This is a genomic window from Desertivirga arenae (genome assembly GCF_017355785.1).
GTDB classification, from domain to species: Bacteria; Bacteroidota; Bacteroidia; order Sphingobacteriales; family Sphingobacteriaceae; genus Desertivirga; species Desertivirga arenae.
Genome location: NZ_JAFEWE010000001.1, coordinates 631,943 through 653,714, shown reverse-complemented (window position 1 = coordinate 653,714; position 21,772 = coordinate 631,943). Strand labels below are relative to the sequence as shown.

The 21,772-nt window shown below is 39.8% G+C and carries 18 protein-coding genes; 6 read left to right on the top strand and 12 right to left on the bottom strand.

The window, feature by feature from the left end:
• Positions 1–87: 87 nt before the first annotated feature.
• Positions 88–1,071: a phosphatase PAP2 family protein gene (locus tag J4N24_RS02615; RefSeq protein ID WP_207532074.1), complete on the bottom strand. Its 984-nt coding sequence runs from the start codon at positions 1,069–1,071 to the stop codon at positions 88–90.
• Between the two features lie 207 nt (positions 1,072–1,278).
• On the opposite strand from J4N24_RS02615, the gene J4N24_RS02610 reads away from it, so the two are divergent.
• From J4N24_RS02610 to J4N24_RS25660, 6 genes are all read left to right on the top strand, one after another.
• Entirely contained in the window at positions 1,279–3,126 is a 1,848-nt protein-coding gene (locus J4N24_RS02610) for a tail fiber domain-containing protein (protein WP_207532073.1), read from the top strand.
• Between the two features lie 59 nt (positions 3,127–3,185).
• Positions 3,186–3,800, top strand: a complete 615-nt coding sequence (locus J4N24_RS02605) for a hypothetical protein (protein WP_207532072.1) — start codon at positions 3,186–3,188, stop codon at positions 3,798–3,800.
• The gene (locus J4N24_RS02600; protein ID WP_207532071.1) at positions 3,727–4,827 is read left to right on the top strand and encodes an SPOR domain-containing protein; all 1,101 of its coding nucleotides are present in this window, start codon (positions 3,727–3,729) and stop codon (positions 4,825–4,827) included. The genes J4N24_RS02605 and J4N24_RS02600 overlap by 74 nt, the downstream gene beginning before the upstream one ends.
• A 23-nt stretch (positions 4,828–4,850) precedes the next feature.
• Complete coding sequence (locus J4N24_RS02595) at positions 4,851–6,653, top strand: response regulator (protein WP_207532070.1); 1,803 nt, start codon at positions 4,851–4,853, stop codon at positions 6,651–6,653.
• 21 nt (positions 6,654–6,674) lie between these two features.
• The gene (locus J4N24_RS02590) at positions 6,675–8,951 is read left to right on the top strand and encodes a T9SS type A sorting domain-containing protein (RefSeq protein WP_207532069.1); all 2,277 of its coding nucleotides are present in this window, start codon (positions 6,675–6,677) and stop codon (positions 8,949–8,951) included.
• A gap of 343 nt (positions 8,952–9,294) precedes the next feature.
• Entirely contained in the window at positions 9,295–9,420 is a 126-nt protein-coding gene (locus tag J4N24_RS25660; RefSeq protein WP_256439338.1) for a hypothetical protein, read from the top strand.
• On the opposite strand, the gene J4N24_RS02585 is transcribed toward J4N24_RS25660, so the two are convergent.
• The 11 genes from J4N24_RS02585 to J4N24_RS02535 all read right to left on the bottom strand — a co-directional run bounded on the left by J4N24_RS02585 (position 9,417) and on the right by J4N24_RS02535 (position 21,701).
• Positions 9,417–10,805, bottom strand: a complete 1,389-nt coding sequence (locus J4N24_RS02585; RefSeq protein ID WP_207532068.1) for an undecaprenyl-phosphate glucose phosphotransferase — start codon at positions 10,803–10,805, stop codon at positions 9,417–9,419. The genes J4N24_RS25660 and J4N24_RS02585 overlap by 4 nt on opposite strands.
• Before the next feature lie 267 nt (positions 10,806–11,072).
• Positions 11,073–11,819 carry a WecB/TagA/CpsF family glycosyltransferase gene (locus tag J4N24_RS02580; protein WP_242691475.1) on the bottom strand — a complete coding sequence of 249 codons (747 nt, stop codon included), beginning with the start codon at positions 11,817–11,819 and terminating at the stop codon, positions 11,073–11,075.
• A 43-nt stretch (positions 11,820–11,862) separates the two neighbouring features.
• On the bottom strand, positions 11,863–13,068 hold the full coding sequence (locus tag J4N24_RS02575; RefSeq protein ID WP_207532067.1) for a glycosyltransferase: 1,206 nt from the start codon (positions 13,066–13,068) through the stop codon (positions 11,863–11,865).
• 36 nt (positions 13,069–13,104) lie between these two features.
• A complete protein-coding gene (locus tag J4N24_RS02570; RefSeq protein ID WP_207532066.1) occupies positions 13,105–14,070 on the bottom strand; it encodes a DUF6625 family protein in 966 nt (321 codons plus the stop codon).
• Positions 14,071–14,077: 7 nt separating this feature from the next.
• Positions 14,078–14,983, bottom strand: a complete 906-nt coding sequence (locus J4N24_RS02565) for a sugar transferase (RefSeq protein WP_207532065.1) — start codon at positions 14,981–14,983, stop codon at positions 14,078–14,080.
• A gap of 6 nt (positions 14,984–14,989) precedes the next feature.
• On the bottom strand, positions 14,990–15,844 hold the full coding sequence (locus J4N24_RS02560; protein ID WP_207532064.1) for a glycosyltransferase family 2 protein: 855 nt from the start codon (positions 15,842–15,844) through the stop codon (positions 14,990–14,992).
• A 125-nt stretch (positions 15,845–15,969) separates the two neighbouring features.
• Complete coding sequence (locus J4N24_RS02555; protein WP_207532063.1) at positions 15,970–17,046, bottom strand: hypothetical protein; 1,077 nt, start codon at positions 17,044–17,046, stop codon at positions 15,970–15,972.
• Between the two features lie 52 nt (positions 17,047–17,098).
• Positions 17,099–18,370 carry an O-antigen ligase family protein gene (locus tag J4N24_RS02550; RefSeq protein ID WP_207532062.1) on the bottom strand — a complete coding sequence of 424 codons (1,272 nt, stop codon included), beginning with the start codon at positions 18,368–18,370 and terminating at the stop codon, positions 17,099–17,101.
• Positions 18,371–18,424: 54 nt separating this feature from the next.
• Positions 18,425–19,396 (bottom strand): hypothetical protein, encoded by a 972-nt coding sequence (locus tag J4N24_RS02545; RefSeq protein ID WP_207532061.1) that lies wholly within the window; start codon positions 19,394–19,396, stop codon positions 18,425–18,427.
• Between the two features lie 19 nt (positions 19,397–19,415).
• Positions 19,416–20,321, bottom strand: a complete 906-nt coding sequence (locus tag J4N24_RS02540; RefSeq protein ID WP_207532060.1) for a glycosyltransferase family 2 protein — start codon at positions 20,319–20,321, stop codon at positions 19,416–19,418.
• Positions 20,322–20,348: 27 nt separating this feature from the next.
• Complete coding sequence (locus J4N24_RS02535) at positions 20,349–21,701, bottom strand: flippase (RefSeq protein WP_207532059.1); 1,353 nt, start codon at positions 21,699–21,701, stop codon at positions 20,349–20,351.
• Between the last annotated feature and the right edge of the window lie 71 nt (positions 21,702–21,772).

Genomic DNA, 21,772 nt, shown 5'->3' with positions numbered 1-21,772 from the left:
TGCCAATAAAGAGATACATAAATTTAGAAGACGCAGAGATGTTTTTACCCGTCCGGGCAGCTTCTCTGCGTCTTTGACAGATCTTAATTACTGAGCTGACCACCTTATACTTCCGAGTACTTGACCGTCAACATAGTTCGCACCAAAGGATAATCTTTTTTTCTTGTAGTTTTCTTTCACCGAAGGGGATGGGGCAGATTTTATCTTTTGGTACCTGTGATAGTTATTTACGACCTGTCTTCCGGATAAATGCCCGAGGGCAGCCCCTACCAGCACGTCTGTTGCCCAATGCCTGTTTTCTGTCAACCTGCTTAATCCGATTAGCGATGCTGCACTATAAGATAAAATAGGAACCCAGGGCTTATCACGATACTCCATGGCGTACACTGTTGCTGCTGCGAAGGCAACGGTGGTATGACCGGATGGGAAGGAGCTGTTTTGTTTTTTTCCGTTCTTGTCTTTACCCAGATCAGCAAACGGACCTCTAAAAGTTGGATCTGCAGTAACCTGGTCACTGCTGTAAACGGATGGGCGCTGCCTTCCCGAAAGGTACTTTGCTGTATAGCTGACTGCTGCGCTGGTTAGATAGGCCTGACTAGCAAGGAAGGTAGTGGTTTGCATTTTCTGGTTTTTGAATAGAAAACCGTAGGTGCCAAATCCCAGTAGTGCCACACTTTCATAAATTCCCCCGGTATTAGTAATGAAGCTGCTAATGTTTGAGGCGGTATTACTGCTACGCTTAAATTTTATTGCCTGTTTCTGCACAGGCTTATCCGCAAAGGCCAGCGCTCCGGCAAGTAATGAGAATGTTCCTGCTCTTTTCCAATCCTGTCCCGTCATGCGGAAGGGAGCGGTGTACTGTTGTTTCAAATCACTCCATAGGAGAATGAAGTAGGAGCGCGGCGTTATTTGAGTCCTTTCGTTATAGGCTCCTGGGTTAATATTGTTGTTCTGGCCTACTTTATCGGCCTTTTTCTCCAAACTGTCCAGCTTCTTCACAAGGGTATCAGTTTTTTGAGCACTTGCGGTTGTGGCGAATAAGAGCAGTACAAATAGTTTCAGATATTTCATAAGTGTGTTTAGTTTAAATTAAGCGAATGTTAAGGAATGGTATAGATCAAAAGGTCTGCCATATCAATAATTTTTGGCGGGAAAGTTTAACGAAATGAGCAGCGAAACGGCTTGAAATGAAGTTTATTGTACGAAAAATAAAATTTGTTGCAACTCTTAATCCATGCTTTCGTATAACTGGGAACGAAATTCTAAATACGCTTTATAATGAAACAATTCTACTCGAGATTAAAAGGCATCCTTTTGACCTGTTTTTTAGGTGCTTCTTTTGCGAGTTTTTCTCAAAATGTTGGTATAAATAGTACTGGTGCTGCGCCTGCAGCTTCTGCAGGGTTAGATGTGAATTTTAGTAATAAGGGAGTATTGATACCTAATGTAAATTTGCTAAGTTTAACAGACGTCGCCACCATTGGCTCTCCCGCTGAATCGCTGTTAATTTATAACAAAAATGCAGCTTTAGGAAAAGGGTATTACTATTGGGATGGCTTCAAATGGGTACCAATAGCTCAATTTGGCTCAGGTACAACTTCAACAGGAAATTTAGGTCTTGGTACCACTACCCCTGTTAATAGGCTGTCTATTAATGGCACTAATCCTTTAGCTCTACATGGCATACAGGGCGGTACTAACACTGATAGTGTTCTAACAATCAAGGAGGGGGTAATCAAGGGTATCCCATCTGGTTCTATATTAGCTTCAACTAGTAGTGCTTGGAATTTGATAGGAAACTCCAACTTAGATTCGAACTCTACTGCAGGAAATTTTGTTGGTTCAACAAATAATCAACCGCTTAGATTTAGGACTAATAATACCTTGCGGATGCAAATCCAAGGTGGGGGGAATGTTGCTATTGGATCAAGTCCAACTTTTACATCAGGTAATCCCGAAAAGTTCTTAGTAGATGCAGGAACAACTAACTCTTTTAATTTAATTTCAGCTAAAGGAACGAAGGATGGATATCTGCAATTGAACGTCCAAAACAGATCGGCTGGAGTTGCGGCGAGTTCAGATGTTGTAGCCTCTAATAATACAGCAACGGAAAGTGCTAATTTCATAGACATGGGGATTAATTCAACTGGGAATACAAGCACAGGAGTTTTAGGTGGTCCAAATACCGCTTACCTTTATAGTACGGGAGGCGATTTGTCAGTAGGGAATGGAACGGCTGGTGAAGACTTACTGCTTTTTACGACAGGCGCGGCATCATCGACATCAAGCGAGAGGATAAGAATAAAAGAGAATGGACGTGTAGGTATTGGTACAACAATAACGGATAGCGCTTTTGTTAATATTAATGCCGGGTCAATTGCAACCAATGGTGGGTATCCTTCAATCATGAATTTAGAAGGAAGCCGAAATAGTTACTTGCAGTTCAATGTCCAAAATAACAGTAGTGGGAATAAGGCTAGTACGGATATAGTTGCTACGGCTAACAATGGAACCGAAAAGGTATCATATATCGATATGGGTATTAATAGCGGAAGTTATGCGAGCGGAAATAATGCTCTTCTAAATGATGCAAATACCGCTTATATATATGCTAACGGTGCCAAAATGTATATTGGTAATGCTGCAACAAACCAACCTCTTATATTTTTTACTAACTCTGGAAGCGCTAGTGATGAAGACGCGAGCGGTGCAGAAAGGATGAGGATTTTGTCTACAGGGGAAGTTGGAATCGGTACAACCACAGTAACTAGTGGCGTAAAACTAGAAGTTAATGGAAATATTAAAGCTACAAACGTTACTTATAGTTCCGATAGACGGTTGAAAAAATATATAAAGGGGCTAAACTATGGATTAAAGGAATTAATGGCCCTGCAGCCCGTTACCTATTATTGGAAAGATGCTAAGCAAAGCCAAGATAAGCAAATAGGTTTAATCGCCCAGGAGGCAAGAAAGATAATCCCAGAAATTGTGGTAGGTAATGAGAGTAAAGAAATGCTGGGAGTTAATTACACTGAGCTTGTTCCCGTTCTTATCAACGCAATTAAAGAGCAACAAAAACAGATCGAAGAGTTAAAACAAAAGGTGACTGCTCTTGAAAAAAAATAATTGTAACTAAAAGGAAAGTAAATCGTACCATCTAATTCAACCTGGGTGACTAAAACCTTATGAGTAAACAGATAACATCAAAAAGCGTAAATGTATTTATGAGCCTGGATAAGCAGGTCGTAGATAGCTATTTCAACAAGCATGACCCTGCTCCGATTTATAAAAGACAGTTAAGTCATCAGTTTGAGCAGTACATTATGGCTTCTGTGTCTGGTGCTAAAAGGTATGATGCGATTTTCTATAAGCTGAAATGTGTATCTGATATGGATAAGCAGTATGCCGAGCCGTTGATGTACGCGATCCGCAGGCATTTTTCTGAAAAACATGCGGAAAAAGAAAAGGAGTTCGCCAAGTTTAAAAAACGTAACTGGACGGTACTTGCTGTAGGGATCCTTGTTGTTCTTATCTACCAGGGATTCCTGCCTCTTGTTCTGGATGAAGAGCATAATCTTCATTCTGGTTTGATCAATAGTTTAGATGTATTTGCCTGGGTTCTGTTATGGCACCCTATTGATGAATTGATCTTTCATTGGAATCCCCATTTGAAAGATATCTGTCTCCTGAATAAGCTAGCAACAGCAGAATCAATTGTAATAGAAAATGAAAAGAGAAGTACCTCTCATAGCACGTCAACTTCTTCGGTTGCTGTTGATAACCTTCGGGTTGTGGCTTAATAAAAGTCAAGCTCAACCTTCGGCGAGTTTCCAGCAGTACTATTACTATTACAAGGGGAGTCCAGGAACGTATGCTCCAATTGTTAGTTACGAGTTCAATAATAACTTATATCTGGAGGGACGGTATAATTACGAGGATATAAATACAGGCTCCTTATATATTGGTAAGACTTTTGAAACTAGTTCGGCTCTCTCAGTTTCTTTTACACCTATTGCAGGAGCAGTTTTTGGTTTTTACAAGGGTGCTTCGATTGGAGCTAACTTATATGTTAATTACAAGCGTTTGAATCTATCACATCAGCCTCAATATACCTTATCAACAGCTGGTAAAGAGAATAACTTTCTTTATAGCTGGTCAGATCTTTCTTTAGATCTGACGGACAATATTGCTGTTGGTGTTTCGGCGCAACATACTAAAACAACTTATGAGAAAAGTTTACTTGAGAAAGGTGTCATGCTACAATTCTCTTTCAAAAACTGGAGCTTACCCATATACGCCTATAATCCGCAATCTTCCGACAGATACTTTCTGATCGGTCTTAATTATGAATGGGAAGGGAAGAAGCATAAGAAGAAAAAAGCTGGTTCAGATCCTGATATAGGTAATGCAGAGGCAGTAGTAGAAAAAGATAAAAATAATTTGGTAGAAAAACCTGCCCCTGCCCTTGTGCGAACAATGATTGCTTCAACAGAAGGCCCGGCATTAAAGGTAAGGCCTACCGTGGTGAAGGATCCTGCTAATAGCCTTTTTGCGCTTATTGCAGGAAGTTTTTCAGACTTAATTGAAGCTGAGAAGCTTATAGGAAACCTTCCTGGAAGTTACGGTAAACAAGCAAGTGTTTTTATAGAAAACGGGCTTTATAAGGTAAGGATCACTGGTTTTAAGAATCGTGGTGAGGCTGAAGGTTTTAGAACTGCAGTTTTAGGTAACCTTTCTACCGCTGCCAGCGTAATTTATGCTTATCGCACAGAGAACCTGCAGATGGACCTTGTGGAGAAATCACGAAGGTTAAAAGAGAGGATTTAGCAGGCTAGTAAAAAGGGGGAATAATGAGTACGAGTAATTTACAAAGCATATTTTTAAATGGCATTCTGGCAATATCGAAACAGCCTTTGTGGTTGCAAGCCGTTATTGTTCTTTTCATTTTAGCTATTGCCTACTTTATTCATCGTGCTAAGGTAAATGCCCTGTTGCATCAAAAGGCGGAGATGGAGCGTCACCTGCTGGAAAAAACAGAGCTTTTATCGTATTCTAAATTAAGCGAACAGCGTGCCAGGGAAGAAGCAGAAGATGCGTCAAGGAATAAAAGTCAGCTGTTAACCCGGATCAGTCACGATATCCGTACTCCAATGAACACGATCATTGGTATGGCCAGCCTTCTTAACGAGACAGCCTTGAGTCAGGAGCAGCAGGAGTATGTTTCGACTATCCATTATTCCGGGGAGAAATTGATGTCGCAGATCAACGACATCCTCATGAACGACATCCTGGAGTACTCAAAAGTTGAATCTGGCAGAGATTTGGAACTCAGGGATTTCGACTTAAGAAATAACATTGAAGAAGTGCTTGACATATTTGCTGCTAAATCAGCACAAACAGACGTTGACCTTCTCTATAAAATCGACAAAAATGTGCCACTGCAGATTGTGGGGGATAACCTGCGGCTTGGCCAGATCATGATGAACATTATTGAGTTCTCGTTCAGTATGATCAAGAAGGGCCAGATCGCTATTGGTGTACACTTGTTAGAGACTAACGAAGACAATCAGATAAAGCTTGAGTTTGAAGTAAAGGACTCTAGTCCCGGCTTGTCTCCTAATAAATTGAAGAACCTCTCTTACGAATTACTTCCATCTAATACGTCTGTTGACGCTAGTACCGCAACTGATGTGGGTTTGATCATCTGTAAGAAGCTGGTATCCCTGATGGGAGGAAATATACAGGTATTTAGCAGGGAAAATGAAGGTATTACCTTCAAATTTACGGTCTTGACAAGAAGAAGTGCCCAGGCAACAAAACCCCTTTCTGAGGAAGATAAACCGGTATTTGAAAATAAGAAAGTGCTGGTGGTTGATGAAAATTCGGTTGCTTGCGACCTGATTTCGGAAGAGATAACAGATCTGGGTACAGGCCTAAGCACGGAGGCTATTAAGTCGGCGCGACAGGCTCTTGAGCTTTTAAAACAGGGGGCTAAGTTCGACCTTATCCTTTCTGACTCTAAGTTCAGCAGTATGTCTGGAGTTGAATTTGCGCAGGAGGTGAGAAGAATCAATGCAGACCTACCGGTGATCCTGATGAGTACAGGTGCAGAAGATGTTTTAAGGAAGAATCAGGGCTTGTTCTATGCTTCGATATCTAAGCCATTCAAGCAACAGCTTTTTGCTGAGACGATTATCTCTGGGGTAAAGCAGAAAGGTGCTGCACTGGATAAGAATAAGCAAAAGCTATCGACAGATTTCGCGAAGCAATATCCTCTTCGTATTTTAGTGGCTGAGGATGATGCGATGAACCAGAAGGTGGTAACCAGGGTGCTTAATAAGCTGGGCTATGAGCCGCACCTGGCATCGAATGGTAAAGAAGTATTAGACATAGTGAGTCATAAGGACTATGATGTAATACTGATGGATGTACAGATGCCGGAAATGGACGGTCTGGAAGCCACAAGAATGATACGGGTATGTTTAAGTACCCAGCCGGTGATCATTGCGATGACAGCCAATACTTTACAAGGCGATAAAGATGAGTGTTTGAGAGCAGGGATGGATGATTATGCCAGCAAGCCTGTAAGGTTGGAAGAATTAATGAATGTCCTTGAAAAATGGGCATTAAAAGCCAGGGAAAAATCTCTTTAAATTTAAATATACGCTTTCAATATGTTTAGGCATTATAAATTACTTTTTGCTCTTTTTGCTCCCGGGATAGGATTCGCTCAGGGGTTAAGGAACGATGGTGCAAATATCGTCATTAGTTCGGGCTCCAATATTTACATAGATGGTACAACCGGTCACTACACGAATAAAGCTAACGGTTTAATTAAGAATAGTACCGAGGGTGGTAAGTTTATTTTAACCGGAAACTGGGTAAATGAGGCAACCTCTGCTTTTAGTAATGATGGTACAACGGTTGTTCTTAATGGGGCCGGAGCACAGGGCATCACTGGTGCAACAGCTTTTTATAACTTAACGGCTCAGGGTGGTGGTACAAAGACAGTAAATTCTCCCTCTACTATTTCTAAGCTTTTAACCATGGGAGCCAGTACTACATTAAACGCGAATAACAACTTAACATTACTTGCTACAAATACAACTAACGCTAATGTGGCCACTATACCTAGCGGTGCTTCAGTAACGGGAAATGTGAAAGTGCAGACTTATTTCACTGGTGGAAATTCTACGATGAGAGGTAACAGACTGGTTTCTGCTCCTGTTAACGATGCTACTTCACCTAAAGGTACTTATGCACAGCTAAAGGACTATGTAATAATTACTGGTCCGGGGAATACTGTTAAAGGTTTTGATATGGGAGGAGCAAAGGCCACAGATGCAATTACTCTTCAAAAATACTATGAACCGGGAACGGCAACAACTTCCTATACTAACATCGCAAGCATTACCGAATCTCTTTCTCCTGCTAATGCTGTGATTATGTATTATAGAGGAGATAGATCAGGATTTACAAATCCTGCAACGTCCGCAAAAACTAATGCACCCTTTTCTGTTCCGGAAACCACATTAATGCAATGGAACGGACCTATCAATCAGGGTAGTTATACGGTAAACTTAACCTACACAGTTAATCCGGGAGAGCCAAATGTCAGTGGTTTAAATCTTGTTGGTAATCCTTATCCTGCTTATATTGACTGGGAGAAGTTAACCAAGACCAATATTGCTAATTATATTCGTTTTATAAAACCGGGAGGTGGATTTGCAATGTATAAGCTTTCAGGAGGGTCTTATATATCCATCAACTCTAATAATGTTGACCTTCGAATCATTCCTCCTGGACAAGGGTTTTACGTATATGCAACAGGAGCTAACTCTTCTATTACCTTCACTGAGGCTTCAAAGTCAGTTGAATCAACATCTATTGCACGCCTTTTGTATAATCCTCAACAGGATAAACTATTATTAAATGGCGCTAAAATATCTGCGACTTCTTCCTCAAATCCAGCTCAGGTTTCTGCCTCTGTAGCACGAAAGCTATTGCGAATGAATCTTCAAGATGCCTGGAACACGGAAGAGACGGTTGCTTTGTTTGTTGACGGTGAAAGTGCAGGCGTAACCACAGAAGATGCTACATTTCCTGGTGGAAGCAGTATTTCTTTAGCCACTTTATCATCTGAGGATACCAGATTGACAATAAATGCAATGCCGTCCCTCAATCAAGTTTCTTCAATGAAGTTGTATGTATACTCTGCTACTGCAGGATCAGTAAAGCTAAACTTCACTGACCTTTCAGCAGTTCAGGGATATAATGTTTATTTGAAAGATGCTTATACTAATGCAACAGTTGATGTAAAAGCTAATCCTTCTTACGAGTTCGCTATAGATCCGGCTATTGCTGCTACTTATGGTAATAACCGCATGAGCTTATGGTTTAGTCAAGCCACTACCTTACCTGTGGCGCTTTCTACATTCAAAGCAGAAAAGGTTGCTAGCGGAGCGAAGGTTATCTGGAATGTTAAATCAGAAGATAACGTAGTGAGGTATGAAGTGGAGCGTTCATCAGACGGTGTGAGCTTTGCAAAGATCAAAGAAGTTAGTGATCTTGGTAAATCAACTTATTCTGTGATCGATGAGTCTCCGGTTTTAAGTCAGAATTACTATCGATTAAAATCTGTAGATGCAGATGGACGGACCGATTTTAGTAATGTGATTTCCTTGGATTATTCGCTGTCGAACGAGGTAAATGTTAATGTGTTTCCTAATCCGGCATCAGATGTAGTTAAGGTGAAATTACCTTCGGCAAAAGCTGTTAGTCTTGCAATATATGACCTGAACGGTAAGAAATTGAAATCAACTAAGTTTACTTCTTCTACTCAGGTTCAGGAGAATATTACTGATCTGTCGGAAGGTGTCTATGTAATAGAGGTTAGGGATAGCGCCACAGAAGCAGTACTTGTTTCCTCTAAGTTCATTGTAAAGAAGTAGGTTGAGAGTCCGTAAATAAACAAAGGGAGCCTTAATTAAAAGGACTCCCTTTTTCTATTTACCTTACCCTTGGAAAATAAAGAAGGTTTTCTGTTGAGAAAATAGAAATATTATCTGAGCAATATTAAGATTGTAGTTTAGCTTCTTTCTCTATATTGCATATATTGTAAAAATCAGTAGCCGGGTTGTAATGTGTTGATATTCTGTGTTTTAATTTTTAATATTACAAAATCAAATTCAATTGACAAACCAAAGCTATTTTATAACTGAACAGTTGAATGTTCTAATTTCGAATAGTTGTAACCTGAAGTTCGCCGAGGCGTATACTTTATTAAAACTGATTATGATGTACGTTATATCATCACCTGTATTAATGTGGCTACTATTCGCTCTGTTGTTAAGTCTGGCCTATATGGCGTATACTGTACTTGTTGCCGAGCCTGTAGAAAATGATGACGAGAACTTTTAATAAGCTTCTTTCTCACCTTTCAACATATTGAAGATCGTTAAGAATACTATCTTAACATCAAGCATGGCTGACCAATTCTCAAGGTACCAGATGTCGTGCTCAACCCGTTTTTCCATTTGCTCCAGGTTGGAGGTCTCACCTCTAAATCCATTAACCTGTGCCCAACCGGTAATACCTGGTTTAAGATAGTGCCTTACCATGTATTTATCGATGATAGCACGGTACTGCTCTGTATGTTTCAACATGTGTGGACGAGGGCCTACAATAGTCATATCACCCAATAACACATTAAAGAACTGAGGGAATTCATCAAGACTGCTCTTCCGCAAGAACTTTCCGATAGCCGTAACCCTGTCATCATTCTTTGTAGCTTGCTTGGCGTCACTGTCCTTATTCATTTTCATGCTACGGAATTTATAGCACCAAAACATTTCGTTATTACGTCCGCTTCTTAATTGCTTGAAAAGTACAGGTCCGGGACTTTGGATCTTTATAATAATCGCCAGGATCGGATATAGCCAGCTCATTATAAAGATGATCACCGCTGAACTGAATAAAATGTCTACCAGACGTTTTCTGAAACGGTTATGCATCTCTTCTAATGGCTCTTTTCTCATGCTGATCACAGGGAATTCACCCATATAATTGATGGAGAAAGGAGATGCTAGAGATTGACTGAAATCAGGAACGAACTTTAAGCGTACACATTGCCTCTCAGCTTCCTGTAGCAAACTACCAGCTTCAGACATCTTATCAGCCGTTAAAGAAACATAGACTTCTTTAATTCCCTTATCTGCGGCTTTCTTTATTTGAGCGCAAGCAGCAGGTAACAATTCTCCCTGATCGTCAACAAACATATAGTCGTCCTGATCCAGGAAGCCTTCAAAGTCGTAATGGTTATTCTTTTCGAAAAAAGCTGCCAGTCTTAAGCTGGTTTTATTTTTTCCCATAACCGCTACCTGTTTTCTGATCTTGAAGTGCTTTATCAGCACATTTTCAACAAGGGCCAGAAAGAAACGGCTTACAAACAGGCCGCTGAAGAAAAATCCGTAGAACAATCCAAGGAATGCACGGGATATGTTTTGATCTTTTGAAAAGAACAGGTACAGTGACCAAAATACCAGGTGAGCAAAAAAGGCTTTCCAGGTAGCACGATAAACTTTTTCAACGCTTGTAACCGTAGTCTTTGCGTAAAGGGTAAGCATGTTTGAGCTAAGTGCCCAAAGAATATTAATGTTAATTAGATATGAACGATATTGATCGAAGTGTAGCGCTTTGTCCAGATGATTTCCGAAAAAGAAAGCAGCCAGAAATGCTACGTTAATTAATATCAAGTCACAGCCTGCTAATAGCAGACGTAATGAGTAGAGATATCTGCTTTGCATAGTGTTCCAAATTAAATAATAAATAAAAGAGTAATCCTTCGGCCAGTTTAAAGACAGGCCAGCCAGTTAATACGTCGTTCTACTTAAATTTAGTCCGGAACCTCCGCAGAGTTTTTGTTGGGTAAAGTTTTGTTTTTCATAGTTGTAGTTGTAGTTAGATGTACCAAGTAGATAGATAACTAAAGTACAGGTAGATTGTACTTTTTGTTTTATGTTATTGCAAATTTATAACTAAAAACGACACTTTGTTAATTCTTTTGTTAATTTTTAGTGAAATTGTTGAATTTTTTTGTTTATCAATTCGTAAACAAACTTGGGGCCATAATAAAGGTACCTTTTCCACATTCTTTTCGGCTCATTTACCAGCCTTATAAACCACTCTAAACCCAAATTTATCCAAATCTGCTTAGGTCTGTTCACTGTTCCTGCATAGAAATCAAAAACGGCCCCAATAGAGCAAATGGTCTTTGCATTTAATTGCTGTTTGTGAGCATGGGCCCATTTTTCTTGTTTTGGAGCTGTCATTCCAACAAAAAGAACATCTGGATTAAAGCTGTTCACTGCTGCGATCATTCGCTTGTTATCTTCCTCATCAAACTCAGGCTTGTAGGGAGGAGAATAGGTTTCGACCTTCACATTGGGGTATTCTTCCGTTAGGTGCTCTTTTATTTTGCCTAATGTTGTTTCTGTTGAACCCAGATAGAAACATTTGCCTCCTTTAGCATTTAGTTGCTCAAGAAGATATTTATGTATATCTGCTCCTGCTATTTTTTTAATTTTTTGTCCGTTCAGAAGCTGTGAGGCAAAAACAATCCCTACTCCATCAGGCAAAAGCACATCCGACTCCATTAGAGCTTTCTTGAATGCAGTGTCTTTCTGGGTAACAATATAAGAGTATTGATTAATGGTATTAATAAGCGTCTTTCGATTCAAATCCAGCTGTTCAAGGCCCATGTTGTAGACCGGAAACTCCAGGACTGAAGTATTTCCATAGGTAAGAGTATCATAGTTCATAGTAGTAGATGTAAATATAGATGTAGATGCTAAAGCCAACTAGCTATTTTAATGCCAACTGCTTTATATTATTACAATTATTTAAATTGTAAGTTTGATCTATTGTTTTTTTGTAAATTGAAAGTATCGAGTTAAGGTTCCGTTCAGGCGTATAATGCTGTTCAAACGTTCTTCTTGCTGCAAGCCTGTAATTTTCTTTCTCGCCTTTTTCCAAATGTTCCCATTGTTCTATAGTACGCTCCAGAGACAAGTCGTTTCCTGCCTCAAATAATAGTCCATTGTAGCAATCTGTGATCAAACTCTTCATTGCTCCAAGGTTGCTGGCTATTACAGGAGTGCCGGAAGAAAATGCTTCAAGTATTGTCATAGGCATTCCTTCGTACCAAACCGAAGGAAATATAAGCGCTGAGGCTTTTTTCATTTCAGCGTCTATTTCGGAATGCTTTTTCAACCCTTCATAGATTATCCTTGGATTTTCTTTCGCAGCTTCTAATACCTGGTCTTTTAATGGTCCGTCTCCGATTATCTTAAGTTCGGCGTTTGTCTTTGAGAAAGCATTTAGAAGTACCTCTATGCCTTTGTCTTTCGTTAACCGCCCTACGTATAGGAAATGCTTTTGCCTGCCTTCCATGGCGAAGCCATTGTCTAAAACAAAGTTTCCCTTCGTTACTACCTGATCGGTATTAAGTCGCAGATTGGATTTCAGAAAAAGATCTTTGCCGAAATCTGTGAGAGCAATATATTGGTCCACTTTTTTCCAGGTGCCAATACCTCTGTGTAGTTGGAGAACAAAAGATAACCAGAATGTTTGAACCGCAGAGTTTCGGTACACTTTCTTAAAAACCGCTTTCCACGGGAAGCCTTTTTTTAAGCTATCTGTAAAGATCTTTCCGTCAAAGAATAGATTTGCAGATGGACAAAGAAGCCGGTAGTTATGCAATGTCATTACTACAGGTATTCCCATATTCTTAGCTGCTCTGATAATAGCAGGGGAGGCAGCGAAATGCCAATTGTGAATATGTATCACATCCGGCTTAAATTCTTTGACTTTCTTTCTCAACTTTGAAGTTGCCTCAAAATTCCAGGGAGCCAGGAGGAATTTCTTTACAACGTTAAGGGTTGACCCGGTATTGGTAAAAGTTAAAGTGTCTACCTCAGCTACTTCCGAAAGCAGGTCAACCTCATTCGAGAAAACAGAGTCTTCCCCTCCTCGTTCTGCATATGATGTATGTATAAGTAGTATTTTCAATTTAATTACAGTTACAGTTAAAAATCCTATTTATAATTATGCAGTCATTTCAATCGATTTTAAGGTCTGATTGAAAATAACAGGCCCGGGCGACAGCAAATTTAATTTCTTGAGGATCCGGTCGGACTGGCGTTTCAGGTAATGGTTATAATTCCCTTTGTCAAACTTGCGGATCAAAGCAGGTGTAACTTCTCCATCAAAAGGAACAAAGCTGAAAGGAGTGAAGATCACTGATTTGCTGCTGAATACTTTAGGTGTTGATACCTGCAGCTTCCTTTTCTGAAAATGAATATAGGCCAGTTCCCGGTGCTTTAACTCCCCGTTTTGCAGATAGTATTGTTTCACAACCCCATTCTCCCAGATGAATAGTTGTTTTTTATAATTTTCGATCTTGGTGCATACAAATCTTGCAGCGTTAGCTTCAATGTCTGCAATACACTCCTGATGGTATTGTTCTATTCCGTATTCTTTGAATACTTTATGGATGCCGTGCCATTCATCAAACATGTAGTATTCAGGCGATTCGAAAATCATCTTATAATCAATGTTTTTGGATGAACGATAAAGACTGTTAACAGAAGCTTCGTTCCTGAATAGTGTAAGGTGCCCGCGATTAAATACTTTTCTATTTAAAAGAAGTATATCCCTTGTAATAAAATTATCCAATTTGCCGAACATCAGATCGATATCGCAGTGACCCCAGAATTCATAATCTTTCAATTCCTCTGCAAAGATCTCACCGTATGCAGGCCTGAAATCACATAATTTATAAGGAGCCTCGGCCGCCGCCTTCAGGTTTAATGTTTTCGATATATGATCTTTCAGTTCAGAAAACGTAATACTATGTACCTTCAAGTTTTCAGGTAAACTTTTTAAGCTTACAATCTGGTCTGTATATAGCAGGAAGTCAAAGTTCTCATTAGCCTTTAATGAGCGTACCCATAAAGGAAAGTAGGCAGGAAGTTTACCAAACCAAATAGTAATAATTGCCGCTTGTTTCATAGGTGTGTTATTTAAATATATATCCCATCGCCTTGTATTTAAGGCGAGTTAAAATGCTGTATCTGTTTATAAATTGCTTGATGAGGTCGGGTTGTAAACTTACCTTATCATTAAAGTTGAAATCGGTTTTTCCCGAATTGTCCAGCACGGTTGCAAATCTTGATTGCATAACCGCGCTAGTATGGGTAGCTGCAGAACCAAAACCAATATTTTGGATCTTAGAAACTGTTGGGAAGACGGTATAGGTGCTTGTTTTGAATTGGTGATAGCACCATCGGATAGCCCAGGAGCTAATTTTCCCGTCCATCTGTTTAGCTAACATTCCTGACAGGTCGCTACCCATTCTATTAAATTCCCTTTGTGCGCCCTTGTCGTTAGAAAACTCTTTCCAGTCACTTACTTCCCAGTCAACCGTCTCCCAGCGGTTTCTCCAGGTTGCCCAGCCCCATGAGGAGCCGCGCATGGTAAAGTAGTTGTCGTGCTGAAAATCTTTTGGTTTTCTAATAGGGAAGGTATAGCCCGCTACTGAGAATACCTTCAGATTATTTTGATAATGAACCAGACTCTGATTCATAAAGTTGAGGAAGTTTTTACTGGTTAAAAGATCATCTTCCAAAACGATAGCAGCATCATGCTGCTCCAGCACTTCCGTAACTCCACTGATAATTGATTTTGCCAGTCCTTTGTTCTCTACCGCTTCTTTAATGGTCACGCTTTTAAAGCCTGTTACCGTTCTTAAATAATTTCGAACATCGCTAACATCTGCAGTTTCATCCAAACGTCTTGCGGCGTCTGAAAATATATAGAGATCTGTGTCGGGAGCTAAATAGTTCTCCTTCAAACAATCAATGGTTTGTTTAAGATGATCTTGCCTTTTGAAGCAGAATATGATAACAGGGTAAGTAGAGGCCATACGACTTTATTTTTTAAAAGTGCTCCAGATCAAAGGGAAAAAAGTTTTAAGCCAGAGCTTACAAAAAGTGCCCGGGTAGGATAAAGGGAAGTGATCTTTTATAAAAGCCAGGTACTCGTGATAAGCCAATCCTTTAGGGCTCATCAGGTATTTGATCCTTTCTCTAAGCGGAACATTTGCGGATTTCCAGTTATTTCCATGATCATGGATACAAACGCCCAAGAAGCCTGGTGCTGTAAGAACTTTAAAGCCTGCTTTTTTAGCTTTTAATGTGTAATCATAATCGGCTATACCGTGAGTAAAGGTATCTGAAAGAATGCCGATCCTTTTTACAACTTCGTTAGGTACCAGCATGATGTTGGCATTGCCAAGATCGCATTCAACAAATTCGTTATCACTATGAACCGACTGACTTTTTAAGAAGAATTTGGACTTGAGCTTCTTTCCTCCGTAGGTTAGTTTTCCTTCTTCATTGCAGGTAGCTCCTACGCAAATTGCCTTGGGTTCTCCTTTAGTTTCTGCAGAAAGGTTGTATTTTAATAATTGCTCCAGAGCGTTGTCGTTGAGTGCAGTATCGTCGTTTAACAGCAGGTAATAGTCATAATTGCCTGCTAATGCCTTTCTCCAGGAGTTGCGCATTCCTCCTGCCCAGAAAAGATTACCTGATCCGTAATAAACCTTGACTTCCGGGTAGTAGAACTCCACAGCAGCACCGGTACGGTCAGATGAACCGTCGTCAGTAAGATGGACTTCGATAGAAGTGTTTTCAGGAAGTTTCTGACCGAACAGGCTCTTTAAGCAATTAAGCGTTTTTTGTTTCCTGTTGAAAGTCGTTAATAAAACAGCAATTCGTTTTTTCATCGTATTGTTTCATTTGTTGGATCAAGACCTTGATCGCGGTTAACTAATAGCGACGAAACAAACATGTGCGGAATTTTTTCTGCCGCACATGTTGTTCATAGGCAGATGTAGGGTGTAGATGCTTATTATGCCGGATTGGGCAATGCTCTTAGCTTTACATTTTTGAGGTTAAAATTCCTTACCTTTTTCATAAATGCTTTATAACAGCTGATGGTGTAGTAATTAAATTTACGTACTACCGGTAAGTATGGAACCGTCATTGCTTCCTGCACCATCTCCTGATACTCATAGTTCAGGATCGAACGTCCGTAGTTATTTGATTTCAGAACGAACAGCTCATAGAGTTTAGCAAAACCAAAGGTCTTCTCGGCTGGAAGATGCCAGATAGTTAAATTAACATCAGTGGTACTTACATTCCGGTAGAATAGAGGATTGGTCCAAATCCGTTTAATAAAAATATTGTTTCTGCTGGGATGCAGATCGTTTTTGTAATAAAGGTAGCTCAACGTGTGAGCTTCTTCATTCAATTTATCCAAGCCCAGCGCATGTCTTTGTAAAAGTTTCGGCCATAGTTCTAGAAAATCCTGATAAATCTTTTTAATATTTCCAACGCTGCAGAGCAGGAACTCACCTAAGTGGTATGAAGGCACTTCCGCGACCTCTTTTTCCAATAGTTCGCTAAATACCTTCTGCATCTGGCGTCTGCTTAGTCCGTTGATCACGTAGTCCGCCGGGCTATCTATTTCGAAAGAAATAAATCCATTTTTCTCAGCTTCCTGGAACAAGCGGAATGCAGGCTTGATAAATAAACAATCCGAGTCTAGAATGAGGTATTTATCTTCAGGATTATTATTGTTGAGTGCTATGTGTTCAAGTATTGAAAATTCATAGAACTGGTTTTGAAAGCATCCATGGTACCCTTTAGGGGTTTTATATTTAAAATCAGTACGAATGATTTCAACATCCAGATCACGAAGTATATCACTAACTTTTTTGCCGTCAATTTCGGGCAGTTGGCTTACGTTAGTAAAGAGAACATGTTTCTCCCTTTTATTAAAACGTTTACTGGTGATAAAAAATACGATCAAACATCTCCAGTAAATGTTTTGATGACTTTGACTGGAGGATTTTTGTCCGGACTGAGGAAATACACTTTCCTCGCCTTTTTTATCCGCACACAGCCAGGTACAGATGTGATTCATAATAGATAATTTTACAGTTAATATTCTTTTTAATTACAGTCAATAGGAATACTTAATCTTCTTTTAGGATCAACTCATCACTCTCCTCTACATAATAGTAAAGCGGTAACTTCTCCAGGTAATAGAGGCACATTCCAACATGTCCCCAGAAGACCAGGGGCAGGGTGTAGTTGAATGAGAAAAGAAAACCGCTGATGCAGAAAGGAATCAGAATGATTGATTCTTTATTTAATTTCTTGCTAAACCCTTTATACAAAATGTACACCAAAAACGAGTATTTGAGCAATAAGCCCACAAGTCCGTGGTAGAACAGTATTTCAATATAACCATGGTGGAAGTGGTGTCCGGTACCGCTTTCCCACCAGTCGACATACGGATTGTCCAGCTCAAAACCTTCGAAGCCCCATCCCAGGAAGGGCTTTTCAAGTATGTAAGCCATATAAATAGCAGCTTGTTCAAGCCTGAACCCACCTGTACTTCCCTCTTTTCCAGGGTTTAAGATTTCGCTGAAACGATCGGCAAAGTTTCCAAGTATTTCGGGAGCGACACTTGACACTATAGTTAGAGAAAACAGGGCTAGAGAAATAATGATTGCGAAAAAGGTAGTAACTCCTCCCAGGGAACTCTTACTATTTCTGATCAGCACCATAAAGTAAATCAGAACAGCGAAAATTGCGGAGCTCCATACAGAACGGTGGTTGTGTATTAAAATGATCACAAAACAAAGCAGGAACAGAAAGAAATCGCCTCCTTTTTTAGTCGTAATGAACTTATTCAGATACCATAAAAAAGGTATGATCATCATATATACGGATTGCGCATGGAGTATCCGTGTATCGCCGGAGAAGGGACCAGTTGTATTGGCAGTTTCATTCAGGCTGAACGAGAAATCGTGGCCGAACAATGCCATGAATACCAAGTATATAAGAAGATAGAATCCGGCAACAAATTCAAGGATATTGGCTTGCCACTTTCTTAAAATGTGTTTGATAAAGACGGTATATACTACCGGGAAGATCACGTAGAATACCTGGAAGTGTGCAAATACCGAGCGATATTGCAGAAGTGATTCTGAAACCAGTTTTACCATCAGGACTGTGAATATCCCAACAAATAATTTCTCACCTGTCTTAAGCTCCTTTATCTGTGTTAAGATATAAGCATAGATGCATATGCTAATCCCTTTAACAGTAACGTTATTTAACTGAGCATTTTGCGTGAAAATCCAGGACAGGGCTTGTTCAAAGAAAAAATAACAGAAGAATATTGTTAAAAATTCTTTGAGATATATTTTATAATTAAATAGTTTTACTGACGCTCTCAAGGGTAAATATTTTAAATATCGATCGTATAATCAATTTGTTAAACCTTTTGTTTGTCACCAGTAACAGCCACCTTCAACTTTACTAATCCCTTCAGGGGTTTCCGAACTTAACGGACGGATCCAGTGTTCGTTCATCATTTTGGCAACTATCTGATGCTCTTTTTTCTCTTCCCAACGCTTGCCTTTAATTCCAAATAATGCTTGTGTTGCGCCGCCTAAGTGCACAGCTTTTTTTCCCATTCTTTTTACGTGTGCAGCGAGTGGGAAACCGTAAGCGCCACAACCAATGATGGCAATGTCGAACTCTGTGTTGGAGATCTGGTCTTTCATATAATCCAGTGCTTCAAACCAATCTTTAAAGCCAGTATAATTATTGGCAATAGATTGAATTGCACGGATCGTTTTAAGTTCGAACTGTGGTAATACCTTTGGGTTAGGGAATAGCAGTTCCCGTTTAGTATATTGTTGTCTGATACTATCTACGAAAGGATGAACTACCAGAACCCGGCGTCCTTCCAGAGCATAGCTCCAGGGATTTGAGTGGTTATAGGGTTCGAGGTCGAACAGACTTATTTTTTTAGCGTGAGAAAGTTGTTTTTGAAAAAGTTTCTCCTGCCATAGCCATGATCCCAGAATATCCAGTTGAGACATGTCATCGAGCATTAGTCTTGCGAATTTCTCCAGGTTCTGCGGTGTGGAGGGGAAAAATCCAGCGTTGGTACTCATGTTCTGCAGTGTTTTATTATCCCACCAAAACGCCTCTGAATCTCCTTTTATATAGCCCAGAAAGTTGTTATGATGATTCTTAACACTGTAGTAATTTGCAATGCTGGAAAGCTCTACAGCCCCTAATCTGGCAACCATAAATGGTTTATCAGTACGTAAGCCCTGTTCAATCAAGGTACTTGCATACTGGTCTGGCGAAAATTCTTTTATATTCGAAAACTTCGCGGCATCGAAAAGCTTCCCATAGGCCTTTCGCGCTATTTTTAAAGCATATATTGCTGGTACATTTAATGAGCTCATGTTAATCCTTATTTTAACGTTATTGCTCTGCCAGTTCAAACCTAAACCCGTCAGATACCGCTTTTGCGATTGCTGATACATTTTTAGGGAAATCTGAGAAGGTCTTCTTTTTCACTGACAGTTTCACTACAGCTAAAACTCTTTTTACATTACTTACAATAGCCCTTGAAACGGTGATATATGGTGTTCCGTGTTTCCTATCAAGAATTATCTGATTGCGGATCTGGTAATACAATTTCCAATCAACATTAATACCCATTGCCGGATTATTGATCTTTTTGATCATTACTGCATTGCGGGCAAATCCAACTTTAAATCCAGCCTTAAATACGCGGGCTGAATAATCAGTGTCGTCATACAGGATAAAATATCTTTTGTCTGCAAAGCCAACTTTTTCGATAACGTCTCTTGAAAACATTGGACCTTCGAAAGGAAAAGAAACGATCTTTCTAATACGTTCATTTTTAAAGTCGGAAGACTTGATCGGCTTGATAGCTTCCGGTTTAAAGGGGTTTCTGAAATTGAACTCAGATCCGTATCTCCATTCTGAGTCAGAGTTGAAGAACTTTCTGTCTGGCTGAAGAACATCATAAACATTTCCTGCTTCAGTATTAGCTTCAAGCATTTCTTCGAGACAGGTAGTTAATGGCTCGACATCGTCGTCCATCATCCAGATCCAGTCGAAGCCTTTATTGTATGCTTCCTTCATACCCCGGTAGAAGCCCAATGCTCCACCACCGTTTTCCTGATGTACTACGTGGAGATCGGTTTGAGTATCAAGCCAGTCTTTAGTACCATCAGTACTGCTATTATTTATTACGAATATGGCGTCTAGTTTTTTCGTCTGGCGTCTTAATGATTCAATGCAATCTTTCAGTAACGTTAAACGATTGTATGTTACAACAACAGCTGCAATAGTTTTCATAGATTTTTCGAGTTTTTTAAAGTATCCTTATGTGGTGCCTTTGTATACTTTTTGTTTCAGCACATAGTAAAATGGCCTTACTACTTCCATCAAATATTTGTACTTGAAGTAGTTTATATCAATCAGGTAGATCTCTTTAAAGTGCAGATAAACCCACATTGCTGCCGTTATGAAAATTTCTGTTAGTAACCAGGCCCATGAAGTTCCTTCAGCTCCCATCTGTTTGGATAAAGAGTAATTCAATGCAAGGCCAATAACAGAACCTAGAAGGGTGATCCGAAAGAATGCTTTATCCATCTTCAGATTGATCATTGTTTGAATGCCGAACAGGTCGCCCAAAGCCAGGATCATTGGAACAAAGCAAAGAATGCGAAGCACTATTGTAGCCTGCCGGAACTCTGACCCGTAAAGTAATTCAATTAACCATGGCGCCAATATCCAGATGGCAATTCCTGCAAGGGTAGTGAAGATGGTTATGAAGGGTGTAATTTGTTTAACCTTTGCCACTCCTTCTGTCTGACTGCGACCGAAACTTTCTCCAATAAAAGGAAACAGTGACAGGCGTAAAGGAAGAGAAACAAAAGTTTGGATGATCATTATCAGTTTCCAACCTGCTGTATAAAAGGCCACATCCTTATTAGTTTGAACGAAACCAAGGATTATGGTATTTGTAGTGGTATACAGTGTTACAACGATCATGGAAAAGAAGATCATTTTCTCTGTCCAAAGCAATTCAAATACCTTGTTAAAACTAACAGGGTGGATCTTTATCTTATATTTCCTGAGAGCCCAGATAAAAGAGCCCAAGCCTACGACGATCTGAGACAAGCTGGTTAGCAGTGGCTGCAAGATATAGTCTTCACGCTGCCTAATAAATAAAAGCAGGGATATGGTGAAGATCAACTTTGAAATAAAGTTGAAAATGGCCATCTGATGCAGTTCCTGCATGCCCTGATATAACCAGTTGGGAGTGATCACCAACGAGAAACAGGCGATGTATGTATAGATGAACAGCGTTTTATCTGCTGCCATCTGAGGAACAGTGTAGAGGGTTATGATGAATATAAGAAGAGAAATTCCCAGAAGGAAAATCTTAGCAAACAGGATGTTGCTGAAAATGCGACTTCTTTCCTCTGCATTATCACGGCTCTGAGCGATAGCACGGGTGGCTGTAAGGTCAAAGCCATAATTGATTAACAAGCTAAAGTAGGTTACTATCGCTGCCGAGAAGTTTATCACCCCAAACTTATCAGGGCCAATAATCCGGGCAATAACCGGCATTGTTAATAATGGAAGGCAGTTGTTAGCGAATTGTACCAGGCTTAGGGAGAAGAAATTCTTCATTAAGCTTGCTACAGGCTTTGTATTCTTTGAAGACATTGGTAGATGTTTTTAGTGTAAGCATTGACCAGCTATAACAGGCAGATCTTATTAAATCTGCCTGCCGGTTT